This is a genomic window from Streptomyces sp. NPDC090445, assembly GCF_044769385.1.
Lineage (GTDB): Bacteria > Actinomycetota > Actinomycetes > Streptomycetales > Streptomycetaceae > Streptomyces.
Window position 1 is genome coordinate 113,940 of the sequence record NZ_JBIVXV010000014.1, and the last position, 19,462, is coordinate 133,401.

The following is a 19,462-nucleotide window of genomic DNA, read 5'->3' on the forward strand; positions in this document are numbered from 1 at the left end:
CCGCATGACCACCGGTATTCGGCAGGAACGCGATCCGGCCCCCGCGCGGCCGCAGCGCTTCCTCATCAGCTTCGCCGGCTTCAACCGGCCCTGGGCCGTGTGGATCGCCCACCGGCTGGAGGAGCACGGCCACCGCGTCGCCCTGCAGCGCTGGGACCCGCAGTTCGAAGGCGGCCTCACCCAGGCCCTCGACGACCTGGCCCGCAGCGGCAGCCGCGTCCTCCTCATCCTCAGCGAGCGGTTCTTCTCCGCCGGCACCCACTCCGACGAGGAGTGGAACACCGCACTGCGCGCGGTCACCGACAGCCACCCCGACCGGTTCGCCGCCGTCAGCCTCACCGACGCGCCCCTGCCCAGCGCCGTCGCCGTCCTGGAGAAGACCGACCTGTGGGGCCTGGACGCGTACGAGGCCGAGTACCGCGTGCTGCGCCGCCTGGAGCTGCCCACCGACCGGGTCGGCACCGAGACCGGCCGCCGCGGCCCCCGCTTCCCCAACGACCCCCCGGAGATCTGGGGCCGCGTCCCGCGCCGCAACCCCCGCTTCACCGGCCGCAACGACGTCATCGGCAGACTGCGCGCCGCCCTCAGCGAGGCGCCCCCCGGCGCCTCCACCGTCACCCTGCTCGGCCTGTCCGGCGTCGGCAAGACCCAGGTCGCCACCGAGTACGCCTACCGCTTCGCCTCCGAGTACGACGTCGTGTGGTGGGTCCCCGCCGAGGACCGGCCCACCCTGCGCGAACGGCTCGCCGACCTCGCCCCCGAGATGGGCCTGCCGCGCGGCGCCGGCAGCTACGGCGAGCAGATCCGGTCCGTCCTGGAGGCGCTGCGGCGCGGATCCCCGTACAGCCGCTGGCTGATCGTCTTCGACGGCTGCGACAACCCCGACGACCTCACCGACCTGCTGCCCGCCGGCGCCGGCGACGTCATCATCACCTCCCGCAACCGCGAGTGGGCCTCCCGGCACACCAGCCTCGTCGAGGTCCCCCTCTACGCCCGGCCCGAGTCGGTCACCTTCATCCGCCGCCGGGCCCGCCGGCTCACCGGCCCGGAGGCCGACCAGCTCGCCGAGGCCCTGGAGGACTACCCGCTCGCCCTCGACCAGACCGCCGGCTGGCTCGCCGACTCCCCGCTGACCGTCGACGACTACCTCGCGCTGCTGCGCCGCCGCCTGGACTCCCACGAGGCCGTCACCGTCTCCGACGACTACCCGCTGCCCTTCCCCACCGCCCTCGCGATACTGCTCAACAACGTCCGCGAGAACTTCCCCGACGCCCTCGCCCTGCTCCGGCTGTTCGTGTTCTTCGCGCCCGGCCCGGTGCCGCTGCGGCTGCTGCGCGAGTTCCCCGTCGACGACGTACCCGAGCAGCTCGCCGGGCTGATCAACGACCAGATCCGGTGGAACGCCGCCCTCAACAAGCTGGTGCAGTTCTCCGTCGTCCGCCTGGAGTACTCCGACCTGGCCGTGGAGGAGGGCGGCGGCGGGCTGGAGACCGTACAGCTCCACCGCATGGTGCACGGCATCGTCCGCGAGAACCTCTCCGAGGAGGAGGCCGGCCCCCTCGCCCGAGCCGTCCGCCAGGTCCTCGCCGCCGCCGACCCGGGCCGGCCCTCCGACTCCCGGCTGTGGCCCCGCTTCGCCGAGCTGATCCCGCACCTGGAGACCGCCGGCGTGCTGACCAGCAGCAACCCGCGGATCCAGCACTTCCTGCTGAACTGCCTGCGCTACCTGATCCTCGCCGGCGAGTACCGCACCTGCCTGCGCCTCGCCGAGCAGACCGACACCGTCTGGCGGGCGATGCTCGGCGACGACCACGACCAGGTCCGCGAACTCAGCTACCACTACGGCGGCGCCCTGCGCATGCTCGGGCACTTCAAACAGGCCGAGGCCCTCGCCAGGACCGTCGCCGACCGGCTCCTCGCCGAACGCGGCGACCGCGACCTGGAAACCCTGCGCGCCACCAGCACCTACGCGGGGGTCCTGCTCGGCACCGCCAAGTTCGAGCAGGCCCGGAAACTGCTGGAACACGCCTTCGCCCGCTACCGCGAGCTCCTCGGCGAGGATGACTCCACCACCCTCAACGCCGAGAACAACGTCGCCGTCGCCCTCCGGCTGCTGGGCCGCTACCAGGAGGCGTACGAGACCGACCTCGACACCCTGCGCCGCCGCGAGCGCGTCCTGCGCGTCCGCCACATCGCCACCCTCTCCTCCGGGATCGGCTGCGCCATGGGGCTGCGCCTGATGGGCCGCTACCGCGAGGCCCTCGCCCGGCAGGAGCAGGGCCTCAAGCTCAACTCCCAGGTGCTCGGCCCCAACCACCCGCAGACCCTGCGCGCCGAGCACAACCTCGGCATGTGCCTGCGCCGCTCCGGGGACATCCCCGGCGCCGGGGCCCGGCTGCGCAGCGTGCTGGAGCGCTCCACGCGGGTCTTCGGTGCGGAGTTCCCCTGGACGCTGATGGTGGCCTCCGACTACGCCACCTACCTGCGCGAGTACGGGGACATCGGCGAGGCCCGCCGGATCTCCGAGGAGGTCGTGCGCGGCTACCAGACACAGCTCGGCCTCGCGCACCCGTACAGCATCGGCACCGTCGGCAACCTCGCCCTCGTGCTGCGCGCCCAGGGCGAGCGCCGCGAGGCGCTGAACCTCGCCGAGCAGGCCCTCGTCGGCATGCGCGGCGCGGTCGGCGAGCGGCACCCGTGGGCGCTGGGCTGCGCCCTGAACGCCACCGGGCACCGCAACATCACCGGGCACCTCCAGGACGCGCTGGACCTCAGCCGCGAGACGCTGCGCAACTGCGAGCAGGTGCTGGGCCCGGACCACCCGATGGCGCTGAGCGCGCAGATCGCCCTGGCGGCGGACCTGCGCGCCGTACGGGAGGACACGGAGGCGGCCAAGCACGAGGACTCCGGCCTGAAGGCGCTGACCCGCACCCTGGGCCCGCAGCACGTCCACACCGTCTCGGCCCGCCAGCAGATGCGCCCGTACTGGGACTTCGAGCCCCAGCCGTAGCGGACGGCAGCGCCCCGCCGCGGTACCGCGCCCCGCAGGGGCGCGGGGAACTGCGCGACCGGCCCCCACCGGCCCGCAGCTTCATGGGCCCGCAGTCTCATGGGCCCGCAGTCATGACCGGACTCCCCGCGGAGCGCCTAGGCCAGCCAGCCCTGCCGGACGGCGCGTACGCCCGCTTCGAAGCGGCTGCGCGCCCCCAGGCGTTCCATCAGGCCCGTCGCGATCCGGCGGGCCGTCCGGTGCGAGACCCCCAGCCGCTTGGCGATGGCCTCGTCGGTGAACCCGTCCGCCAGCAGCTTCAGCGCGGTCGACTCGGTGTCGGTCAGGCCGTCCTCGTCCCGGTGCGCCTTCTCGCCGAAGGGCTTCGCCGCCTCCCAGACGCTCTCGAACAGTGCGCTGAGGGCGGCCAGGGTGCCGTGCCCGGTGAGCACCACCGCGCCCGCCGAGGTGTCCTCGCTGTCGACCGGGATGACGGCGGTGCTCCGGTCCGTGATGATCATCCGGATCGGCAGGGTCGGCACGGTCCGCGCCTGCCGGCCGAGCTCGCCCAGCCATTCCGCGTAGGCGACGGTGTGCGGGCTGTTGCGGACGCTGTCCAAGTAGACCGTGCGCATCCGGATCCCCCGCTTCAGCAGGGCTTCGTCCAGCGGCCGGGAGGCCTCCAGGTTCTCCGGGGTCTGCTCGCCGTCCGGGGCGAAGACCATCACCTCGCGCTCGACATCGCGGTGCAGCAGTGTGAGGCGCTCGCGGATCCGGTCCAGTCCGACCAGATGCTCGACGCCGGGCTCGGAGGCCGCCGGCCGCAGGTCCGCGTACTCGGAGATGAGCTGGGCGGCGGCGGCCCGGGAGGCCTCGATCCGCTGCTGCTGGGCGGCGAGTTCGGCCTGCTGCCGGGCGAGCAGCACCTCCATGCCCACCTCGGGGCTGACCGCCCGCAAGCGGCCGGGCTCCTCGTACGAGGGCCGGACCAGGGCCAGTTCGCTCAGCTGGTCAAGGCCGGAGCGGACGGCTTCCTCGGGCAGGTCCAGGCGGGCGCACAGGCCCGCCACGCCGTCACCGGGGTGCCCCAGCATCGCCCGGTAGACGGCTTCCGTTGTTCCGTCGAGACCCAGAAGGGTCAACATGCGCATCCCCCCAATGCGTGATCCTCACTCTTGATCATCGCATGATCACGGCGAGGCGTGGAGGGCCGACGGAGCGGTTGGCCTCTTCCGTCCAGAGCCTCAACGGGCCAGCGGGGCACACTGGTTGAGAAGCTCCCGGATTGCCAGTCTCGGAACCATGTACCTGATTCATGCTCAGTTCCGCGCCCCCTTCGGCAGCGCCCTCCCGGCCGACGCGGCCCGCCGCGCGCTCGCTCTCGCGCAGGCCGGTGAAGGCGTCGAACACGTCAGCGCGCATCCGTACGCCGAACCCCATCCGGTGCTGGGGCTGTTCCTGACGGCGTCCTCCCTGCGTGAGGCCGAGGGGCGGGCGGCCGGGGTCTGCCGGCGCCTGCTGCGGGAGCACACCGGCATGTCCGGCTGGGCGCTGGTGAGGGCGGAAGTGCCCCTGCTGGCCCCATTGGGACATGGCCCGTTGGGTCCACCGGAAAGCCCTTCCACCACTCCCGGCCTGCGGCGAAAGTAGTTCTCGCCGGAAGGGAACACCGCCCGGCAGGCAACACCGGCGCCACGTCACCGCGGGATGCGGGGCTGGATCCGTCCCACAGCTTCCCCGTTTGCCGAAAGGTCAACTGCCATGAACGCCGTCCGTGTCGCCAAGGCCGCCGCGGTCACCGTCCTCGCCGCCGCGTCCGTTCTCCTCGGTTCCTCGACCGCCCAGGCCGTCGACCTCGGCACCAACGACTTCGGCTGGCAGACCGTCTCCGCGGCCCCGAAGAACGACTTCGGCTGGCAGACCGTGACGGCGGCCCCGAAGAACGACTTCGGCTGGCAGTAGTCGGCCCGCTCGCCCCCCCACAGCTGCACCTGCAGGGCAGCTGTCCCCCTGACCGGGCGAGCCGCACGCCTCTGACGCAGGACACGCCGAAGGCCCGGCCCCGTGACGGGGCCGGGCCTTCGGCGTCAGACCGCAGTGCCGACTAGGCCTCGAAGACCTCGTTGAGCAGCTGCTGCTGCTCGGCCTGGTGCCGCTTGGCGGAACCCACGGCCGGGGACGAGCCGTGCGCACGCGAGATGCGGCGCAGGCGCTCGCCGGCCGGGATGTCCGCGCCGACGGCCAGGTCGAGGTGGTCGATCAGGTTGAGCGCGATGAACGGCCAGGCACCCTGGTTCGCCGGCTCCTCCTGGGCCCAGATGTACTTCGCCGCGTTCGGGTACTTGGCGATCTCGGCCTGGAGCTCCGCACCCGGCAGCGGGTACAGGCGCTCGATGCGGATGATGGCGGTGTCGGTGATGCCGCGCTTCTCCCGCTCGGCCTCCAGGTCGTAGTAGACCTTGCCCGCGCAGAACACGACCTTGCGGACCGCGTTCGCGTCGACGGTCGAGTCGCCGATGACCGGGCGGAACGTGCCGCTCGTGAACTCCTCCGCCTTCGACGCCGCGGCCTTCAGGCGCAGCATCGACTTCGGGGTGAAGACGACCAGCGGCTTGTGGTGCGGGTTGTGGACCTGCCAGCGCAGCAGGTGGAAGTAGTTCGACGGCAGCGTCGGCATGGCGACCGTCATGTTGTTCTGGGCGCACAGCTGCAGGAACCGCTCCGGGCGGGCCGAGCTGTGGTCCGGGCCCTGGCCCTCGTAGCCGTGCGGCAGCAGCAGGGTGACGCCCGACGTCTGGCCCCACTTCTGCTCGGCCGAGGAGATGAACTCGTCGACGACGGTCTGGGCGCCGTTGACGAAGTCGCCGAACTGGGCCTCCCACAGGACGAGCGCGTCCGGGCGGGCCAGCGAGTAGCCGTACTCGAAGCCCATCGCCGCGTACTCGGAGAGCAGCGAGTCGTAGACGTTGTAGCGGGCCTGGTCGTCCGTCAGGTGCTGCAGCGGGGTGTAGTCCTCGCCGGTCTCACGGTCGATCAGCACCGCGTGGCGCTGGCCGAAGGTGCCGCGGCGGGAGTCCTGGCCGGACAGCCGGACCGGGGTGCCCTCCATCAGCAGCGAGCCGAAGGCGAGGGTCTCGCCGAAGCCCCAGTCGATGGTGCCGTCGTCGACCATCGCCGCGCGGCGCTGCAGCTGCGGCAGCAGACGCGGGTGGACCGTGTGCGCCTCGGGGATGCTGACCTGCGACTCGGCGATCCGCTTGACCACCTCGAAGGAGATGGAGGTGTTCACGGTGACCGGGAACTCGGCCTGCTCCATCGGGGCGGGGGCGCCGACCGCCGGCTGCGTGGCGGCCTCGCGGACCTCCGCGAAGACCTTCTCCAGCTGGCCCTGGAAGTCCTGCAGGGCCTGCTCGGCCTCTTCCAGGGTGATGTCGCCGCGACCGATGAGGGACTCGGTGTACAGCTTGCGCACCGAGCGCTTCTTGTCGATCAGGTCGTACATCAGCGGCTGCGTGAAGGCCGGGTTGTCCGACTCGTTGTGGCCGCGGCGGCGGTAGCAGATGAGGTCGATGACCACGTCCTTGTTGAACGCCTGGCGGAACTCGAAGGCGAGCCGCGCGACGCGGACCACGGCCTCCGGGTCGTCGCCGTTCACGTGGAAGATCGGCGCCTCGATCATGCGGGCCACGTCGGTCGCGTACATGGAGGAACGCGAGGACTCCGGGGCGGCGGTGAAGCCGACCTGGTTGTTGATCACGACGTGGACGGTGCCGCCGGTGCGGTAGCCGCGCAGCTGCGACATGTTCAGGGTCTCGGCGACGACACCCTGGCCGGCGAAGGCCGCGTCACCGTGCAGGGCGACCGGCAGGACGGTGAAGTCCGTGCCGCCCTTGTTGATGATGTCCTGCTTGGCGCGGGCGACACCCTCCAGGACCGGGTCGACGGCCTCCAGGTGGGAGGGGTTCGCGACGAGCGAGACCTTGATCTGCTCGCCGTCGAGGCCCGTGAAGGTGCCCTCGGCGCCCAGGTGGTACTTCACGTCGCCGGAGCCGTGCATCGACTTCGGGTCGAGGTTGCCCTCGAACTCGCGGAAGATCTGCGCGTACGACTTGCCGACGATGTTCGCGAGGACGTTCAGGCGGCCGCGGTGGGCCATGCCGATGACGACCTCTTCGAGGCGGGCCTCGGCCGCGGAGTCGATGACCGCGTCGAGCAGCGGGATGACGGACTCGCCGCCCTCCAGCGAGAAGCGCTTCTGGCCGACGTACTTGGTCTGCAGGAAGGTCTCGAAGGCCTCGGCCGCGTTCAGGCGGCGCAGGATGCGCAGCTGCTCCTCGCGCTCCGGCTTGGAGTGCGGGCGTTCGATGCGGTCCTGGATCCAGCGGCGCTGCTTCGGGTCCTGGATGTGCATGAACTCGACGCCGGTGGTGCGGCAGTACGAGTCGCGCAGCACGCCGAGGATGTCGCGGAGCTTCATCATCGACTTGCCGGCGAAGCCGCCGACCGCGAACTCGCGCTCCAGGTCCCACAGGGTGAGGCCGTGCTCGGTGATGTCGAGGTCGGGGTGCTTGCGCTGCTTGTACTCCAGCGGGTCGGTGTCGGCCATGACGTGGCCGCGGACCCGGTAGGAGTGGATCAGCTCGAAGACGCGGGCGGCCTTCGTGACGTCGTCGTCGTGGCTGGCGTCGATGTCGCGGTTCCAGCGGACCGGCTCGTACGGGATCCGCAGCGACTCGAAGACGCGGTCGTAGAAGCCGTCCTCGCCGAGGAGGAGGTTCGCGACGATGCGCAGGAACTCGCCGGAGGCCGCGCCCTGGATGACCCGGTGGTCGTAGGTCGAGGTCAGGGTCATGACCTTGGAGATACCCAGCTTGTTCAGGGTGTCCTGGGAGGTGCCCTGGAACTCGGCCGGGTAGTCCATGGAGCCGACGCCCATGATGACCGACTGTCCGGGCATCAGGCGGGGCACGGAGTGGACGGTGCCGAGGCCGCCCGGGTTGGTCAGGGAGACCGTGACGCCGGTGAAGTCGTCCATCGTCAGCTTGCCGACGCGGGCGCGGCGGACGATGTCCTCGTAGGCCTGCCAGAATTCGAAGAAGTTGAGGGTCTCGGCCTTCTTGATGCCGGCGACGACGAGCTGGCGGTCGCCGTTCGGCTTGACCAGGTCGATCGCGAGGCCGAAGTTGACGTGCTCCGGCTTGACCAGGGTCGGCTTGCCGTCCTTCTCCGCGAAGGAGTGGTTCATCGACGGCATGGCCTTGATGGCCTGCACCATCGCGTAGCCGATCAGGTGCGTGAAGGAGATCTTCCCGCCCCGGGCGCGCTTCAGGTGGTTGTTGATGACGATGCGGTTGTCGAACAGCAGCTTCACCGGGACGGCGCGGACCGAGGTGGCCGTCGGCACGTCGAGGGAGGCGTTCATGTTCTTCGCGACCGCGGCGGCCGGGCCGCGGAGCGTCACCAGCTCGGGGCCCGCCGGGGCCTCGGTGGTGGCAGCAGCGGGCGCGGCGACAGCCGCTCCGGTGGAGCCGGTGCTTGCACCGGGCTTCTGGGCGGCGACGGGGGCGGGCGCGGCCGGAGCGGCGGCCGAGGCCTGGGAGGTGACAGTCACAGCAGGGGCACCAGAGGGAGTGGCAGGAGCAGGGGCAGGAGCTGACACGGGCGAAGAGGTCGGCACGGCGCTCGCCGCCCCCGTGGCGGCGGCGTCGGAGGCCTTCGCGGCTTCGCTGACGGCGGCGGCCTGTGCGGAGGCGCCGTCCGTCGGGGTCTTCACCGGCTCCTCGGCCTTGGCGGGAGCGGTCGCGCCCCCCGGCTTGTAGTCGGCGAAGAAGTCCCACCAGGCCCGGTCGACCGAATTCGGGTCCTGGAGGTACTGCTGGTAGATCTCGTCGACGAGCCACTCATTGGCGCCGAAGCCTGAGGCAGGGGTCTTCCCGCCCTCTGCTGCTTCGGTCGTGGTGCTCGGGTTACTCGGGGACTGTGGCGACACGGCGGCAACCGCCCTCTTCCGCTTCACAAGGTATGGACAGCGGGAATAAAGGCTACGCCTCCCTGGCGGGGAGATGCAGACCGGGCGGGACTTACGTCATGTAGGTCACACCGAACGGCGGGTTTCGCCGCTCTGAATGGCGGGAAACCAACGGGGTTCGGGTATGCGGTAGCCGGGTTGCGACCCCCCTGGCTTCGCACCCCTGACGGACCTCGTGCACGTGTGGCCGAGATCATGTCCTTCCCAGTCGAACCCTACGTCAATGCGACGCCGCGGGGCTGCCCGGAAGCGTGACGAGGATGCGGCAGCCGCGTGACGATTCGGCCACGCGGATCCGGCCGCCGTGCAGCTCCACGGCCCAGCGGGCGATCGCCAGGCCCAGCCCGGTGCCGCCGTCGCCGCCGTTCGCGCTGCCCCGGTTGAACCGCTCGAAGACGCGGTGCCGCTCGGCCTCGGGAATGCCGGGGCCCTCGTCCACCACCTCCAGCGCCAGGCTGCCGGGGGTCTCCCCGGCCCGGGCGCGGACCGTGACCCGGCCGAGGGCGGGGCTGTGCTTGACCGCGTTGTCGATCAGGTTCGCCACCACCTGGTGCAGGCGCTCGGCGTCCGCGTACGCCGTCAGCCCCGACGGGAACACGTCCAGGTGCAGGTGCACGTCGTTGCGGGTGTGCCCGCCGGAGCCCGAGGCCAGCCCCGGCCGGCCCGCGGCGGCCAGGCCGGACTCCTTCAGCACCCCGGACAGGTACGGCCACACCTCGAAGCGGCGGGCCTTCAGCGGGACCACCCCGTTGTCCACCCGGGACAGGTCCAGCAGCGTCTCCACCAGCCGGCCCAGCCGCTCGGTCTGCTTCAGCATCGTCCGCATGGTCTCCGGATCGGCCTCGGAGACCCCGTCGACCACGTTCTCCAGCACCGCGCGCAGCGCCGCGATGGGTGTGCGCAGCTCGTGCGAGACGTTGGCGACCAGCTCCCGGCGGTGCCGGTCCACGGCCTCCAGGTCGTCCGCCATCAGGTTGATCGTGGAGGCCAGGTCGCCGAGCTCGTCGCGGCGGCCGGCCCCCCGGACCCGACGGGTGAAGTCCCCGTGCGAGATCGCCCGGGCCACCCGGGTCATGTCGTCCAGCGGGGCCGTCAGGCTGTGCGCGACGAACTGGGTGATCAGCATCGACGCGATCACCGAGAACACCGTGATGAAGCGGAGCTCGGTGTCCGTGCGCAGGGCCACCAGCAGCAGTCCCGTGGTGATGAACACCGAGACCACGACCAGCGTGCCCAGCTTGGTCTTGATCGAGAACGGCGAGAACGGGCGGAGCCCCCCGCTGCAGGCATCGGCTCCGCCGGAGCGGCCGGCGCCGCGCCCCCTGCCGGGGCGTCCGCCGCTCACGCCTGCGCCGGGGTCTCCAGGGCGTACCCGACCCCGTGGACCGTACGGATCCGCTCGGCCCCGATCTTCCGGCGCAGGGCCTTGATGTGGCTGTCGACGGTACGGGTCCCGGACGCGTCGGCCCAGTCCCACACCTCGGCCAGCAGCTGCTCGCGCGAGAGGACCGCCCGCGGGGTGCCGGCCAGGCAGACGAGCAGGTCGAACTCGGTCGGCGTCAGGTGGACGTCCTCCGCCTGCACCCGGACCCGGCGCTGCGCGTGGTCGATCTCCAGGTCCCCCAGGCGCAGGGTGGCCCCGCGCGGGGCGGTCGCGGCCAGCGTGGCGCGCTCCACCCGGCGCAGCAGGACGTGGACCCGGGCCGCCAGCTCGCGCATCGAGAACGGCTTGGTCATGTAGTCGTCGGCCCCGACGCCGAGCCCGACCAGCATGTCGGTCTCGTCGTCGCGCGCGGTGAGCATCAGCACCGGCACCGGCCGCTGGGCCTGGACCCGGCGGCACACCTCCAGGCCGTCGAAGCCCGGCAGCATCACATCGAGCACCAGCAGCTCGGGCTGCCAGCTCTCGGCCGCCGCCACGGCGGCCGGCCCGTCGTGGGCGGCCTGCACCTGGAAGCCCTCGGCGCGCAGCCGGGCCGTGATGGCGTCGGCGATGGTGCGGTCGTCCTCGACCACGAGCACGCGCCGCTGAGCGCCGGGGGTGGCCGCGGCGCCGCCGGTGTGGGTGGTGTGTGTCTGTTCCATGTCCCGCCCCTGGAGATCCGCGTGATGGGGTGCAGCGTAGAGGAGCCACCGGCCTGCGGCTATGCCGGGTTCGGACAGTGCGTCAGGCGGAGGTGTTGATTCCGATTGCGGTCGGAATGGGGATATGGGCGGCGATGCCGGGTGGGATCGGGGCGGCCGGGAGGGCGCTCCCGGAGGGGTGCCGGGGGCCTGTTCCCGGGGGGTTGTCGGGATCCGCCGAAGCCTCGCGGGGAGTCGCCCCGCGGGCTCGGTGAAGTCCGGTGGGATACCCGCGTCCCGTAGGGGCGCGGGGAACTGCGCGACCAGCCCCACCGGCCCGCGGTGTCGTGACCGGACTTCCGGCGGAGCCCGCGGAGGGCTGCCGGGGTCCGCCCCGGAGATGCCGCGGGGGCGCGCCCCGGGGACCGTCGCGGGGGCGTCCCCCGGGACGGCCGGGGGCGGTCGCGGCCGGGTCAGCGGGCTTCGAAGGAGGGCAGTGCCGACAGGACGTCCGCCAGGCCCGGCGGGATCGACCCGTCCTCGGCGGCGACCTCGTGGCCGCCGTGCACGAAGGCGTACCGGAACCCGTCGTAGATCGTCGGCCCGCCCGTCGCGACCCGGGGCAGGCGGGGGAAGTCCGCCGCCGCGAGCGCGGCCCGCAGCCTCGCGAGCCCGTCCGGCGACAGCTTCCCCGAGCCGATCTGCCGGGCCTTCCCGTCCAGCCGGGTCCACGAGCCGTCGCCCTTGACCACCACGCTCGTCGTCAGCCCGGCGAAACCGCCGCTGCGGGTGACCGTGACCAGGCGCCCGTCCGCCGAGGACGGTGCGGGGGAGGGGGGCGACGGCGTGGCCGTCGGGCCCGGTGTCGCGGGAGCGCCCCCGCTGGGTGCCGGGCCGTCCGGGGCCGGGGCGTTCGACGCGGGCGGCGCACCCGCCGTGCCCGGCTGCGCCGAGTCGGCCGGGGGGCTCGCCCCGCCCGCATCGCACCCGGCCAGGGCCGCCGCACCCAGCAGCACCGCCGCCACCGCTCGTACCGCGCGCACACCCCACCTCCGCAGGATTTCGGGCCGACCCCGAGTATGGAGTCCGCCCGCCCGTACGGAAAGCACCCGGAGGACGACATCCGCACCGCCGCCCGGCGATGGCTGCCGCCGCTCCTCGCCCTCCTCCTCGGCCTGTGGGGCCTGGGCCGGGGCGGCAGCATGTGGCGCGACGAGTCCGTGACCTGGCAGGTGGCGCACCGCCCGCTCGGCGGCCTGGCCGAGCTGTCCGGGCAGGTGGACGCGGTGCACGGGCTGTACTACCTGCTGATGCACGGCGTGCTGGCGGCCGTGGGGCCCGACCCGTCGGCCGCCGGGCTGTGGCTGCTGCGGCTGCCGTCCGTCGCCGCCACCGCCCTCGCCGCCGCCGGGGTGGCCGCGGTCGGCCGCCGGCTCGCGGGGGAGCGGGCCGGGCTGCTCGCCGGCGCCGTGTACGCGGTGCTGCCGCCGGTGCAGATGTACGCCCAGGAGGGGCGCTCGTACGCCCTCGTCACGGCGGCCGTGGTGTGGGCGACGTACCTGATGCTGTGCGAGCGGTGGACCGCGTACGCCGCGGTGCTGCTCCTCGGCTGCTGGCTGCACGAGTTCGCCGTGCTCGCGCTGCTCGCGCACGCCGTCACCGCCCGCCGCTCGCCCGGCTGGCGGCGCAGCGCGGCCGCCGTCCTCGTCCTGCTGCTGCCGCTCGCCTGGCTCGGCGCCCGGCAGGTCGGGCAGCAGCTGGGCTGGCTGGGCCGGCCCGGCTGGGGGGACTGGGCGGCGTACGGGGCGGTCGCGGCCGCGATGTGGCTGCTGACACGGGGGAGCGCGGTGCCGCGGGAGCTGGTGCGGGTCGCCGTGCCGCTCGCGCTGCTGCCGCCCGGGCTGCTGATCGCCGTCTCGCTGGTGCACCCGCTGTACGTCGACCGGTACGTGCTCTACGCCCTGGCCGGGCTCGCCCTGGCCGCCGGGGCCCGGCTCGCGGCCGTGCGCCGGTGGCGGAGGGTGCTGCCGTGGCCGCTGGTGGCCGCCGTGCTGGTGCCCTTCGGGTGGTGGTCGGTGTGGCTGCGCACCCCCGACAGCCGCAAGGACGACGCGCTCGCCGTGGCCGCCGCGGTCCGGGAGCGGGCCCGGCCCGGGGACGCGGTGCTGTTCCTGCCGGCCCGGCGGCGCGAGTGGCTGCTGTCCTCGCCCGCCGTGTACCGGGGGCTGTGGGACCTGGCCCTGGACCGCTCCCCGGCGGCCTCGGCGAGCCTGTGGGGCACCGAGCTGCCCTCGGCGGAGATCTGGGCGCGGCTGGTGGACGGCGCCCCGCGGGTGATCGGGCTGATGGACCCGGCGGGGCAGCCGCTCGACCGGTACCCGCGGGAGGCCGTCAAACGGCAGACGCTGGTCGCCCACTTCGAGCTGTGCTCCGTGGACGAGGTGCGGGGGGCCCGGATCGCGGTTTGGGCCCGCCCCGGCGGATGCCCCTGAGGCGGCCGGCCGGGGCAGGATGGGTGCCGTCGATGCTGCACGAGGCCCCGGGGGGACCCACCGCATGACCGAGAACACGCAGACGCACACCACCACGGGCGCAGGTACGGAGCCGGAGCCGGAGCTGGCGCCGGGGCCGGGGCCGGGGCCGGAGGGTGCCGGGCCCCTCGTCGGGGCGGACTGGCTGGCCGCCCGCCTCGGCACGCCCGGCCTGGTTGTCCTCGACGCCTCCGTCGGCGCCCACCGCGGCGCCGCCCGGCGGATCCCGGGCGCCCGCCCCTTCGACCTCGACGGCGCCCTCTCCGACCACGACGCCCCCGCCCCGCACACCATGCCCGGCCCGGCCGCGTTCACCGAGGCCGTGCGCGGCCTCGGCATCGACGACACCGGCACCGTCGTCGTCTACGACGGGGCCGGCATCTACTCCAGCGCCCGCGCCTGGTGGATGCTGCGCGCCATGGGCTTCGACCGGGCGGCCGTCCTCGACGGCGGCCTGCCGGCCTGGACCGCCGCCGGGCTGCCCGTCGAGGAGACCGGACCCGCGTACGAGGGCCCCCGCGGCTCCTTCACGGCCCGCCCCCGCGCCGGGCTCCTCGTGGACGGCGACGCCGTCGCCGCGGCTCTGGCCGACCCGGCCGCGGCCGTGCTCGACGCCCGGACCCGGGAGCGCTTCACCGGCACGGCCCCCGAGCCGCGGCCGGGGCTGCGCGGGGGCCACATGCCGGGGGCGGTCAACCTGCCGTTCGGGGAGCTGCTGGGGGAGGGCGGCCTGATGCGGCCCGCCGGGGAACTCCGCGATGCCTTCGGCGCGTTGGCGGGGAGCCGGGAGCGGCTGTACTTCAGCTGCGGGTCCGGGGTGACGGCCTGCGTCCTCGCGCTCGGGGCCGTCCTCGCCGGGTACCCGTCCGACACCCTCGCGGTGTACGACGGCTCGTGGACGGACTGGGCCATGCGCCCGGAGCTGCCCGCCGTGACGGGCCGGCGGGTGGAGCTGGTCCCGGGCCAGGCCTCCGAGCGGCGCTTCGCCGGGCCGGCAACCGGCGACGAGCGGAGCATCCTCACCGGCGTCCTGGAGGCGCAGCGCACGACGCTGGAGCTGAAGTGCGCCGGGCTGGACGGGGAGCTGGCCCTGCGGGCGGTCGAGCCGTCCACGCTCTCGCTGCTCGGCCTCGTCCGGCACCTCGCCGACGTGGAGCGGCGCTGGTTCCGGCGGGTCCTGGCCGGGCAGGACGCGTCGGCCCTGTTCTCCTCGGCGGCGGACCCGGACGGCGACTTCGACTTCGACGGGGCCGGCCGGCCCGGCCCCGCCACCGCCGGGACCGCGAAGGAGGCGTGGGAGGCCTGGCACGCCGAGGTGGCGTTCGCCCGGGAGTTCACCGCGGCCGCGCCCGGCCTCGACGCGGAGGGGGACGACGCGTGGCGCGGACGGGTGTCCCTGCGCTGGGTGCTGGTCCACATGATCGAGGAGTACGCCCGCCACAACGGCCACGCCGACCTGCTGCGCGAACGCATCGACGGCACCGTCGGCCTCTGACGGCGGCCGGGGACGGGGCCGGCGGACCCGGACCCGCCGCCGGCCCGGACCCGCTGCGGGCCGGGGGTTCGGGCGGCGGCGGGCCGGGGGATATCCCCACCCCGGATACGGGTACCGGCACTATCGGCATGCCGTGGCCGTCCCCGGCAGAGTCGGGGGCATGACATTCCGCCGCTTCCCCTCCCGGTCCCTCCGTGCCGCGGTCGTCGCCTCGGCCGGCGTCCTGCTCCTGTCCGCCTGCGTGCTCGACGACCGGCCGGTGACGCTCTCGGACGACGCCGAGGTCACCGAGGCGGTCACCGCGGTGGAGGTGCCGGACGCCCGGAGCGGCTCCGTGGAGGTGGTCCCGGGCACCGGCCCCGGCGTCCGGCTCCACCGCACCGTCCGCTACCGCGGCGACACGGAACCGGTGCCCGGCCGGCAGCTGTCGCAGGGCCGCCTCGTCCTCACCGACGGCTGCGCGAAAGACTGCCGCACCGACTGGCGCCTGGAGGTCCCGGCCGGCGCCACCGTCAAGCTGGCCGGCAGCAGCGGCAGCCTCACCGTCACCGGGGTCGCCGCCGCCGACCTCACCTCCACGTCCGGCGACGTCCGGGCCGAAGGGGTCACCGGCCCGCTGCGGGTCCGCACCACCTCGGGCTCGGTCACCGCGACCGGCCTGACCGGGCCGAGCGCCGACGCCGTCGCCTCCTCGGGCAACGTCCGCCTGGAGTTCGCGAAGGGGCCCGGCTCCGTATCGGCCGAGTCCACCACAGGCGACGTCACCCTGCGCCTGCCCGCGGCCCCGTACCGGGTCGAGGCGAGCACCGACTCGGGCCGGCGGGACGTCTCCGTCCCCACGGACCCGGCCGCCGCAGCCCGCCTCACGGCCCGCACCTCCTCCGGTGACATCCGCGTCTCCGCCTCGTAGGACACCCCGGCGAGGCGGGGGCGGCTCAGGAGATCCACATGAGCATGCCGTCCCCGTCGCGGGCCGCGGCCCGGAAGAACCCCGCCAGGTCCCGGTAGCAGACGGTCACCCACTCCAGCTCCAGCGGTTCGCCGCGCTCCCACACCGCCACCGGGTAGATCTCCGCCGCCGCCAGGTCCTGCGGGGTGACGCCGTCGACGAGGGCCGTGTGCGGTGTGGCCGCCACGGCCTGCGCCGCGGCCGCGACGCGCTCGGGGGCCAGGTGGCGCGGCGGCGCGTAGCCCCAGTCCTCCGCGCCCGGGATCCCGGCGTCCCCGTGGACCACGTCGACGGGAAAGCCGATGCGGTCCAGGAGGAAGGAGAGCGCGTGCCAGGCCTTGTCGGTGCTGTGGCAGCGCGCCCGGGACGACTCCGGCGGCGCGTCGAACTCCGCGTCGGCCAGCGCGTCCACGAACTCCTGCGCCCACTCCGGCTCGCGCAGCGCCCGCTCGAAGTCGTCGGGACCGAGGCGTACGTACTCTCCGATCATGCTCATGCCCGGAGACTGGGGCGCACCACTGACATCCCCCGGCCGGGGGCGGCAGTCGGCCGAGGTCCGGTTTCTCGCCAATCATTCGGCCACTTGCCGTTCTTCACGGCGAGGAGCCTGTTGAGTGGGGCGTCGCGGCTCCCGTCCCACGTATCGAGGTTTTGCCCGTGCGCTCATTGACTTCGGCCATCGTGCTTCCCGTGGTCGTCGCGTTGGCCGTTGGAATGTCCGGGCCGCTCCTGCAGGCGGCGGGCGGGCCGGCGGGGCACGTGGTGGGCGTCGCCCTCGTCTCGGGGTGGATGTACGCGCTGATCGCCTTCGGCACCGGCCTCGTGGCCCGGTCCAGGGCGGGCGCCGCCCTCACGGCGTGGGGCGCCCTGGTGGTCACCGTCATCGCCTACTACGCGACGAAGGCGGCCCAGGGCGACTTCAGGGTGCCGGACTTCGACGACCCGGCCAACCGGGCCGAGGTCTTCGGATGGAACGAGTTCCTGTCCGTGATCGCCGTGTGGTGTGTGTTCGCCACCCTGCTGGGGCCGCTCTGCGGACTCGCCGGACACCTGTCCCGCGCCGGCTCCGGCCCCCGCCGGCCACTCCTGCGGCTGCCCTTCCGGCTGGTGATCCCGGCGGTGGTCGTCGTCGAGACCACCGTGCGGCTGGCCCACGAGACCGGCGGCCCCGACGGGTCGGTGGTGGGCACGGTCTGGACCGTCACCCGCCTCCTGGCCCTGGCGGCCGCCCTCCTCCTCGTGGTCGCCGCGGTCGTCACCACGAGGCGCCTCCGCTCCGCCGCCGCGTCCTCGGCTCCCTGAGGGCAAACCGGCCCGAAGCGGGACGGTGATGTCCGGTCACGGTCGATGCTGCAACGTGTCCGTACACCGAGCTGCGAAGTGAAGGAAGCTGCTGGTCTGTCGGTCCTGAGACTGTGCGGATGAACTTTGCATGTTCGGGTGCGAGAGGTGGTCGTGTCTCGTCGAGCCGGATCGCGGGCGGCTCGTTGGGAAGGCCAGCGTGACCTTGCGTTGACGGGCGGGGCCATCCCGCTCTGGCTGGGGGTCGTTCGCGGAAGCTTCCCCGAGCGTGGCATGAGAGTGCACAACCGGAAGACGAAGTGCGCATGTGGGCTCTACGATTCTGCCTCCTGCAGTGAAGGCGACAGTGGAGAGTCGGCATTGATCAAGAGGGTTCAGTTCACACGGTTCAAGCAGTTCGACCAGTCAACCTTCAGCTTTAGTCCATCAAGCGTCACCTTTTTGGCAGGCGGAAATAACTCCGGAAAGTCATCCATTCTGCACGGGTTGGCGGTTTGGGAGTTCTGCAAGATTGCTTCCCTGATGGAGCGAGGTGACGACGCCTTCCTGGCCGTGGCTGAGGGGCGCCAAGGATTCGGGCTCGGAGATGACGAATTCTCGCCGATCAACGTCCCGTCCCTGAAGCATCTATGGACTAACTTGAAGACCGCCAAGGGGGAGTCAGACCCTGACGGATACACGCTGAAAATTCGATGCGACTGGGACGACTTGAGTGAGGAGAAACACCTAGAGTTCGCGCTCTCTCTTGCGAATGATCGGCTCTTTATTAAGCCCACTTCCAGCAATCTTAACGCCGCAGATCGCGTTCCGACTGCGGCGCTGCTGCCGCCATTCGCAGGAATTGCTGCCAGGGAGGCCCGAATCGTAGGCGCCCTTCGGCGCCGGCGAATCGGAGAAGGGTTGGCTGGTGCCGTTCTACGGAACCTCCTACTTGAAATGCATCAAGTTAACCTGAAGGAGCGCGAGAAGCTGCGGCAGGGTAGGTCAAAGATTGCCGACAATGATCTCCGCCGCCTTCGCGAATCCGATCCCTGGGAGCTCCTGCAGGGCGCCTTGAGGAGGACTTTCTCCGCCGAGCTCGCCATTGGAGAGTTCCGGGAGGAATACCACTCGTATATCAATGTGCAGGTCTCCAAGGGAGACGTAGACGGCTACAAACTCACGCGATGGCCTAGGTACAACCCCAGAGACCTCATGGTCGAGGGAAGCGGCTTCTTGCAGTGGCTGAGCGTTTTTACCCTCGCTACTGCTGACGATGTAGACGTCCTGCTACTGGATGAACCGGATGCCCATCTGCACCCGACACTCCAGGCTCAAATGGTTGATCAACTCGAAGAGCTCGCGAGTCGAACCGGGAAGCAAGTCCTACTAGCTACGCACTCGACGGAGATTCTGCGGAATGTCAGTCATGAAAGAATCTTTCAAGTGAGGAAGCAAGGGGCGGGCTACCTGAAGAAGGATGAGCAGAGGGTTGGCCTGTTGGCCGGTATTGGGTCAGATTATGCGCCCCGATTGGATCGTGTGCGCAAGACCAAGCGGATCTTCTTCATTGAAGGGTCGTCCGATATACCCATCCTGAAGAAATTCGCAGAGATCCTCGGAATCGAGTGGCATGATGCATGGATTCCCTGGCAAACGACAGCGCCACACAAGGAGAGGGCTCACATATTTAAAGCGCTGTCCGAAGAGGTGAGTGGTTTGATTGCCTATAGTTTGAGGGATCGCGATGATGAGGTAATCGAATCCGTAGGAGAAATGCTTGAAGAGAAGGGGTACCGTGCTCCGTCTGGTTTCAAAGCCAGGAAATGGCGGCGGCGGTACATCGAGGGGTATCTGATTAATCCGCGAGCCATTGCCGAGGCTGCAGGCATCGCGGAAGAAGAGGTGTCATCGCGACTTCGAGACGAGTTCGCCTACGCGATTGGATCAACCTTCCAGAAGTCTTCAGCGCCGGCTGCGATTCTTGATATGCGAGCTAAGGAAGTGCTGAGTGCGTTCAAGGTGTCGCCCCACTCAGTTGCTGCCTGCTTCCGGCTTGAGGAAATATGTGACGACATTACGACCCTCCTTCAACAGCTGGCGTCGGATGCAGGCTGACCGTCAT

The 19,462-nt window shown here is 71.9% G+C and carries 14 protein-coding genes and 1 pseudogene; 9 read left to right on the forward strand and 6 right to left on the reverse strand.

Annotated elements, in window-relative coordinates; all coding sequences use genetic code 11:
• Positions 1–4: 4 nt before the first annotated feature.
• On the forward strand, positions 5–3,010 hold the full coding sequence (gene fxsT, locus ACIQUT_RS24705; RefSeq protein ID WP_403565694.1) for an FxSxx-COOH system tetratricopeptide repeat protein: 3,006 nt from the start codon (positions 5–7) through the stop codon (positions 3,008–3,010).
• A gap of 137 nt (positions 3,011–3,147) precedes the next feature.
• Here the strand turns inward: fxsT and ACIQUT_RS24710 are convergent, their stop codons facing one another.
• On the reverse strand, positions 3,148–4,134 hold the full coding sequence (locus ACIQUT_RS24710; RefSeq protein WP_403565695.1) for a LuxR C-terminal-related transcriptional regulator: 987 nt from the start codon (positions 4,132–4,134) through the stop codon (positions 3,148–3,150).
• A gap of 157 nt (positions 4,135–4,291) precedes the next feature.
• On the opposite strand from ACIQUT_RS24710, the gene ACIQUT_RS24715 reads away from it, so the two are divergent.
• A complete protein-coding gene (locus tag ACIQUT_RS24715) occupies positions 4,292–4,639 on the forward strand; it encodes a hypothetical protein (protein ID WP_403565696.1) in 348 nt (115 codons plus the stop codon).
• A gap of 111 nt (positions 4,640–4,750) precedes the next feature.
• Positions 4,751–4,951, forward strand: a complete 201-nt coding sequence (locus ACIQUT_RS24720; protein WP_403565698.1) for a hypothetical protein — start codon at positions 4,751–4,753, stop codon at positions 4,949–4,951.
• Positions 4,952–5,093: 142 nt separating this feature from the next.
• Here the strand turns inward: ACIQUT_RS24720 and ACIQUT_RS24725 are convergent, their stop codons facing one another.
• The 4 genes from ACIQUT_RS24725 to ACIQUT_RS24740 all read right to left on the reverse strand — a co-directional run bounded on the left by ACIQUT_RS24725 (position 5,094) and on the right by ACIQUT_RS24740 (position 12,124).
• A complete protein-coding gene (locus ACIQUT_RS24725; protein WP_403565700.1) occupies positions 5,094–8,978 on the reverse strand; it encodes a multifunctional oxoglutarate decarboxylase/oxoglutarate dehydrogenase thiamine pyrophosphate-binding subunit/dihydrolipoyllysine-residue succinyltransferase subunit in 3,885 nt (1,294 codons plus the stop codon).
• A gap of 259 nt (positions 8,979–9,237) precedes the next feature.
• Positions 9,238–10,362, reverse strand: a complete 1,125-nt coding sequence (locus ACIQUT_RS24730; RefSeq protein ID WP_403565701.1) for an ATP-binding protein — start codon at positions 10,360–10,362, stop codon at positions 9,238–9,240.
• Positions 10,359–11,102: a response regulator transcription factor gene (locus ACIQUT_RS24735; protein WP_179176443.1), complete on the reverse strand. Its 744-nt coding sequence runs from the start codon at positions 11,100–11,102 to the stop codon at positions 10,359–10,361. Before ACIQUT_RS24735 ends, ACIQUT_RS24730 begins: the two co-directional genes overlap by 4 nt.
• 452 nt (positions 11,103–11,554) lie before the next feature.
• On the reverse strand, positions 11,555–12,124 hold the full coding sequence (locus tag ACIQUT_RS24740; protein WP_403565703.1) for a hypothetical protein: 570 nt from the start codon (positions 12,122–12,124) through the stop codon (positions 11,555–11,557).
• 36 nt (positions 12,125–12,160) lie between these two features.
• Here ACIQUT_RS24740 and ACIQUT_RS24745 point away from each other — a divergent pair, with 36 nt between their 5' ends.
• The 4 genes and pseudogenes from ACIQUT_RS24745 to ACIQUT_RS24760 all read left to right on the forward strand — a co-directional run bounded on the left by ACIQUT_RS24745 (position 12,161) and on the right by ACIQUT_RS24760 (position 16,017).
• Entirely contained in the window at positions 12,161–13,573 is a 1,413-nt protein-coding gene (locus ACIQUT_RS24745; protein WP_403565705.1) for a hypothetical protein, read from the forward strand.
• Positions 13,574–13,637: 64 nt separating this feature from the next.
• Positions 13,638–14,552: pseudogene (locus tag ACIQUT_RS24750) on the forward strand (sulfurtransferase); the annotation flags it as partial.
• On the forward strand, positions 14,535–15,107 hold the full coding sequence (locus ACIQUT_RS24755) for a DinB family protein (protein WP_403565817.1): 573 nt from the start codon (positions 14,535–14,537) through the stop codon (positions 15,105–15,107). The pseudogene ACIQUT_RS24750 and the gene ACIQUT_RS24755, both read left to right, overlap by 18 nt.
• A gap of 160 nt (positions 15,108–15,267) precedes the next feature.
• Positions 15,268–16,017 carry a DUF4097 family beta strand repeat-containing protein gene (locus ACIQUT_RS24760; protein WP_403565706.1) on the forward strand — a complete coding sequence of 250 codons (750 nt, stop codon included), beginning with the start codon at positions 15,268–15,270 and terminating at the stop codon, positions 16,015–16,017.
• A gap of 25 nt (positions 16,018–16,042) precedes the next feature.
• Here the strand turns inward: ACIQUT_RS24760 and ACIQUT_RS24765 are convergent, their stop codons facing one another.
• The gene (locus ACIQUT_RS24765) at positions 16,043–16,552 is read right to left on the reverse strand and encodes a YfbM family protein (protein ID WP_403565708.1); all 510 of its coding nucleotides are present in this window, start codon (positions 16,550–16,552) and stop codon (positions 16,043–16,045) included.
• Between the two features lie 161 nt (positions 16,553–16,713).
• Here ACIQUT_RS24765 and ACIQUT_RS24770 point away from each other — a divergent pair, with 161 nt between their 5' ends.
• Both ACIQUT_RS24770 and ACIQUT_RS24775 read left to right on the forward strand, forming a co-directional pair.
• A complete protein-coding gene (locus tag ACIQUT_RS24770; protein ID WP_403565709.1) occupies positions 16,714–17,358 on the forward strand; it encodes a hypothetical protein in 645 nt (214 codons plus the stop codon).
• Positions 17,359–17,718: 360 nt separating this feature from the next.
• The gene (locus ACIQUT_RS24775; RefSeq protein WP_403565710.1) at positions 17,719–19,455 is read left to right on the forward strand and encodes an AAA family ATPase; all 1,737 of its coding nucleotides are present in this window, start codon (positions 17,719–17,721) and stop codon (positions 19,453–19,455) included.
• Positions 19,456–19,462: the final 7 nt, after the last annotated feature.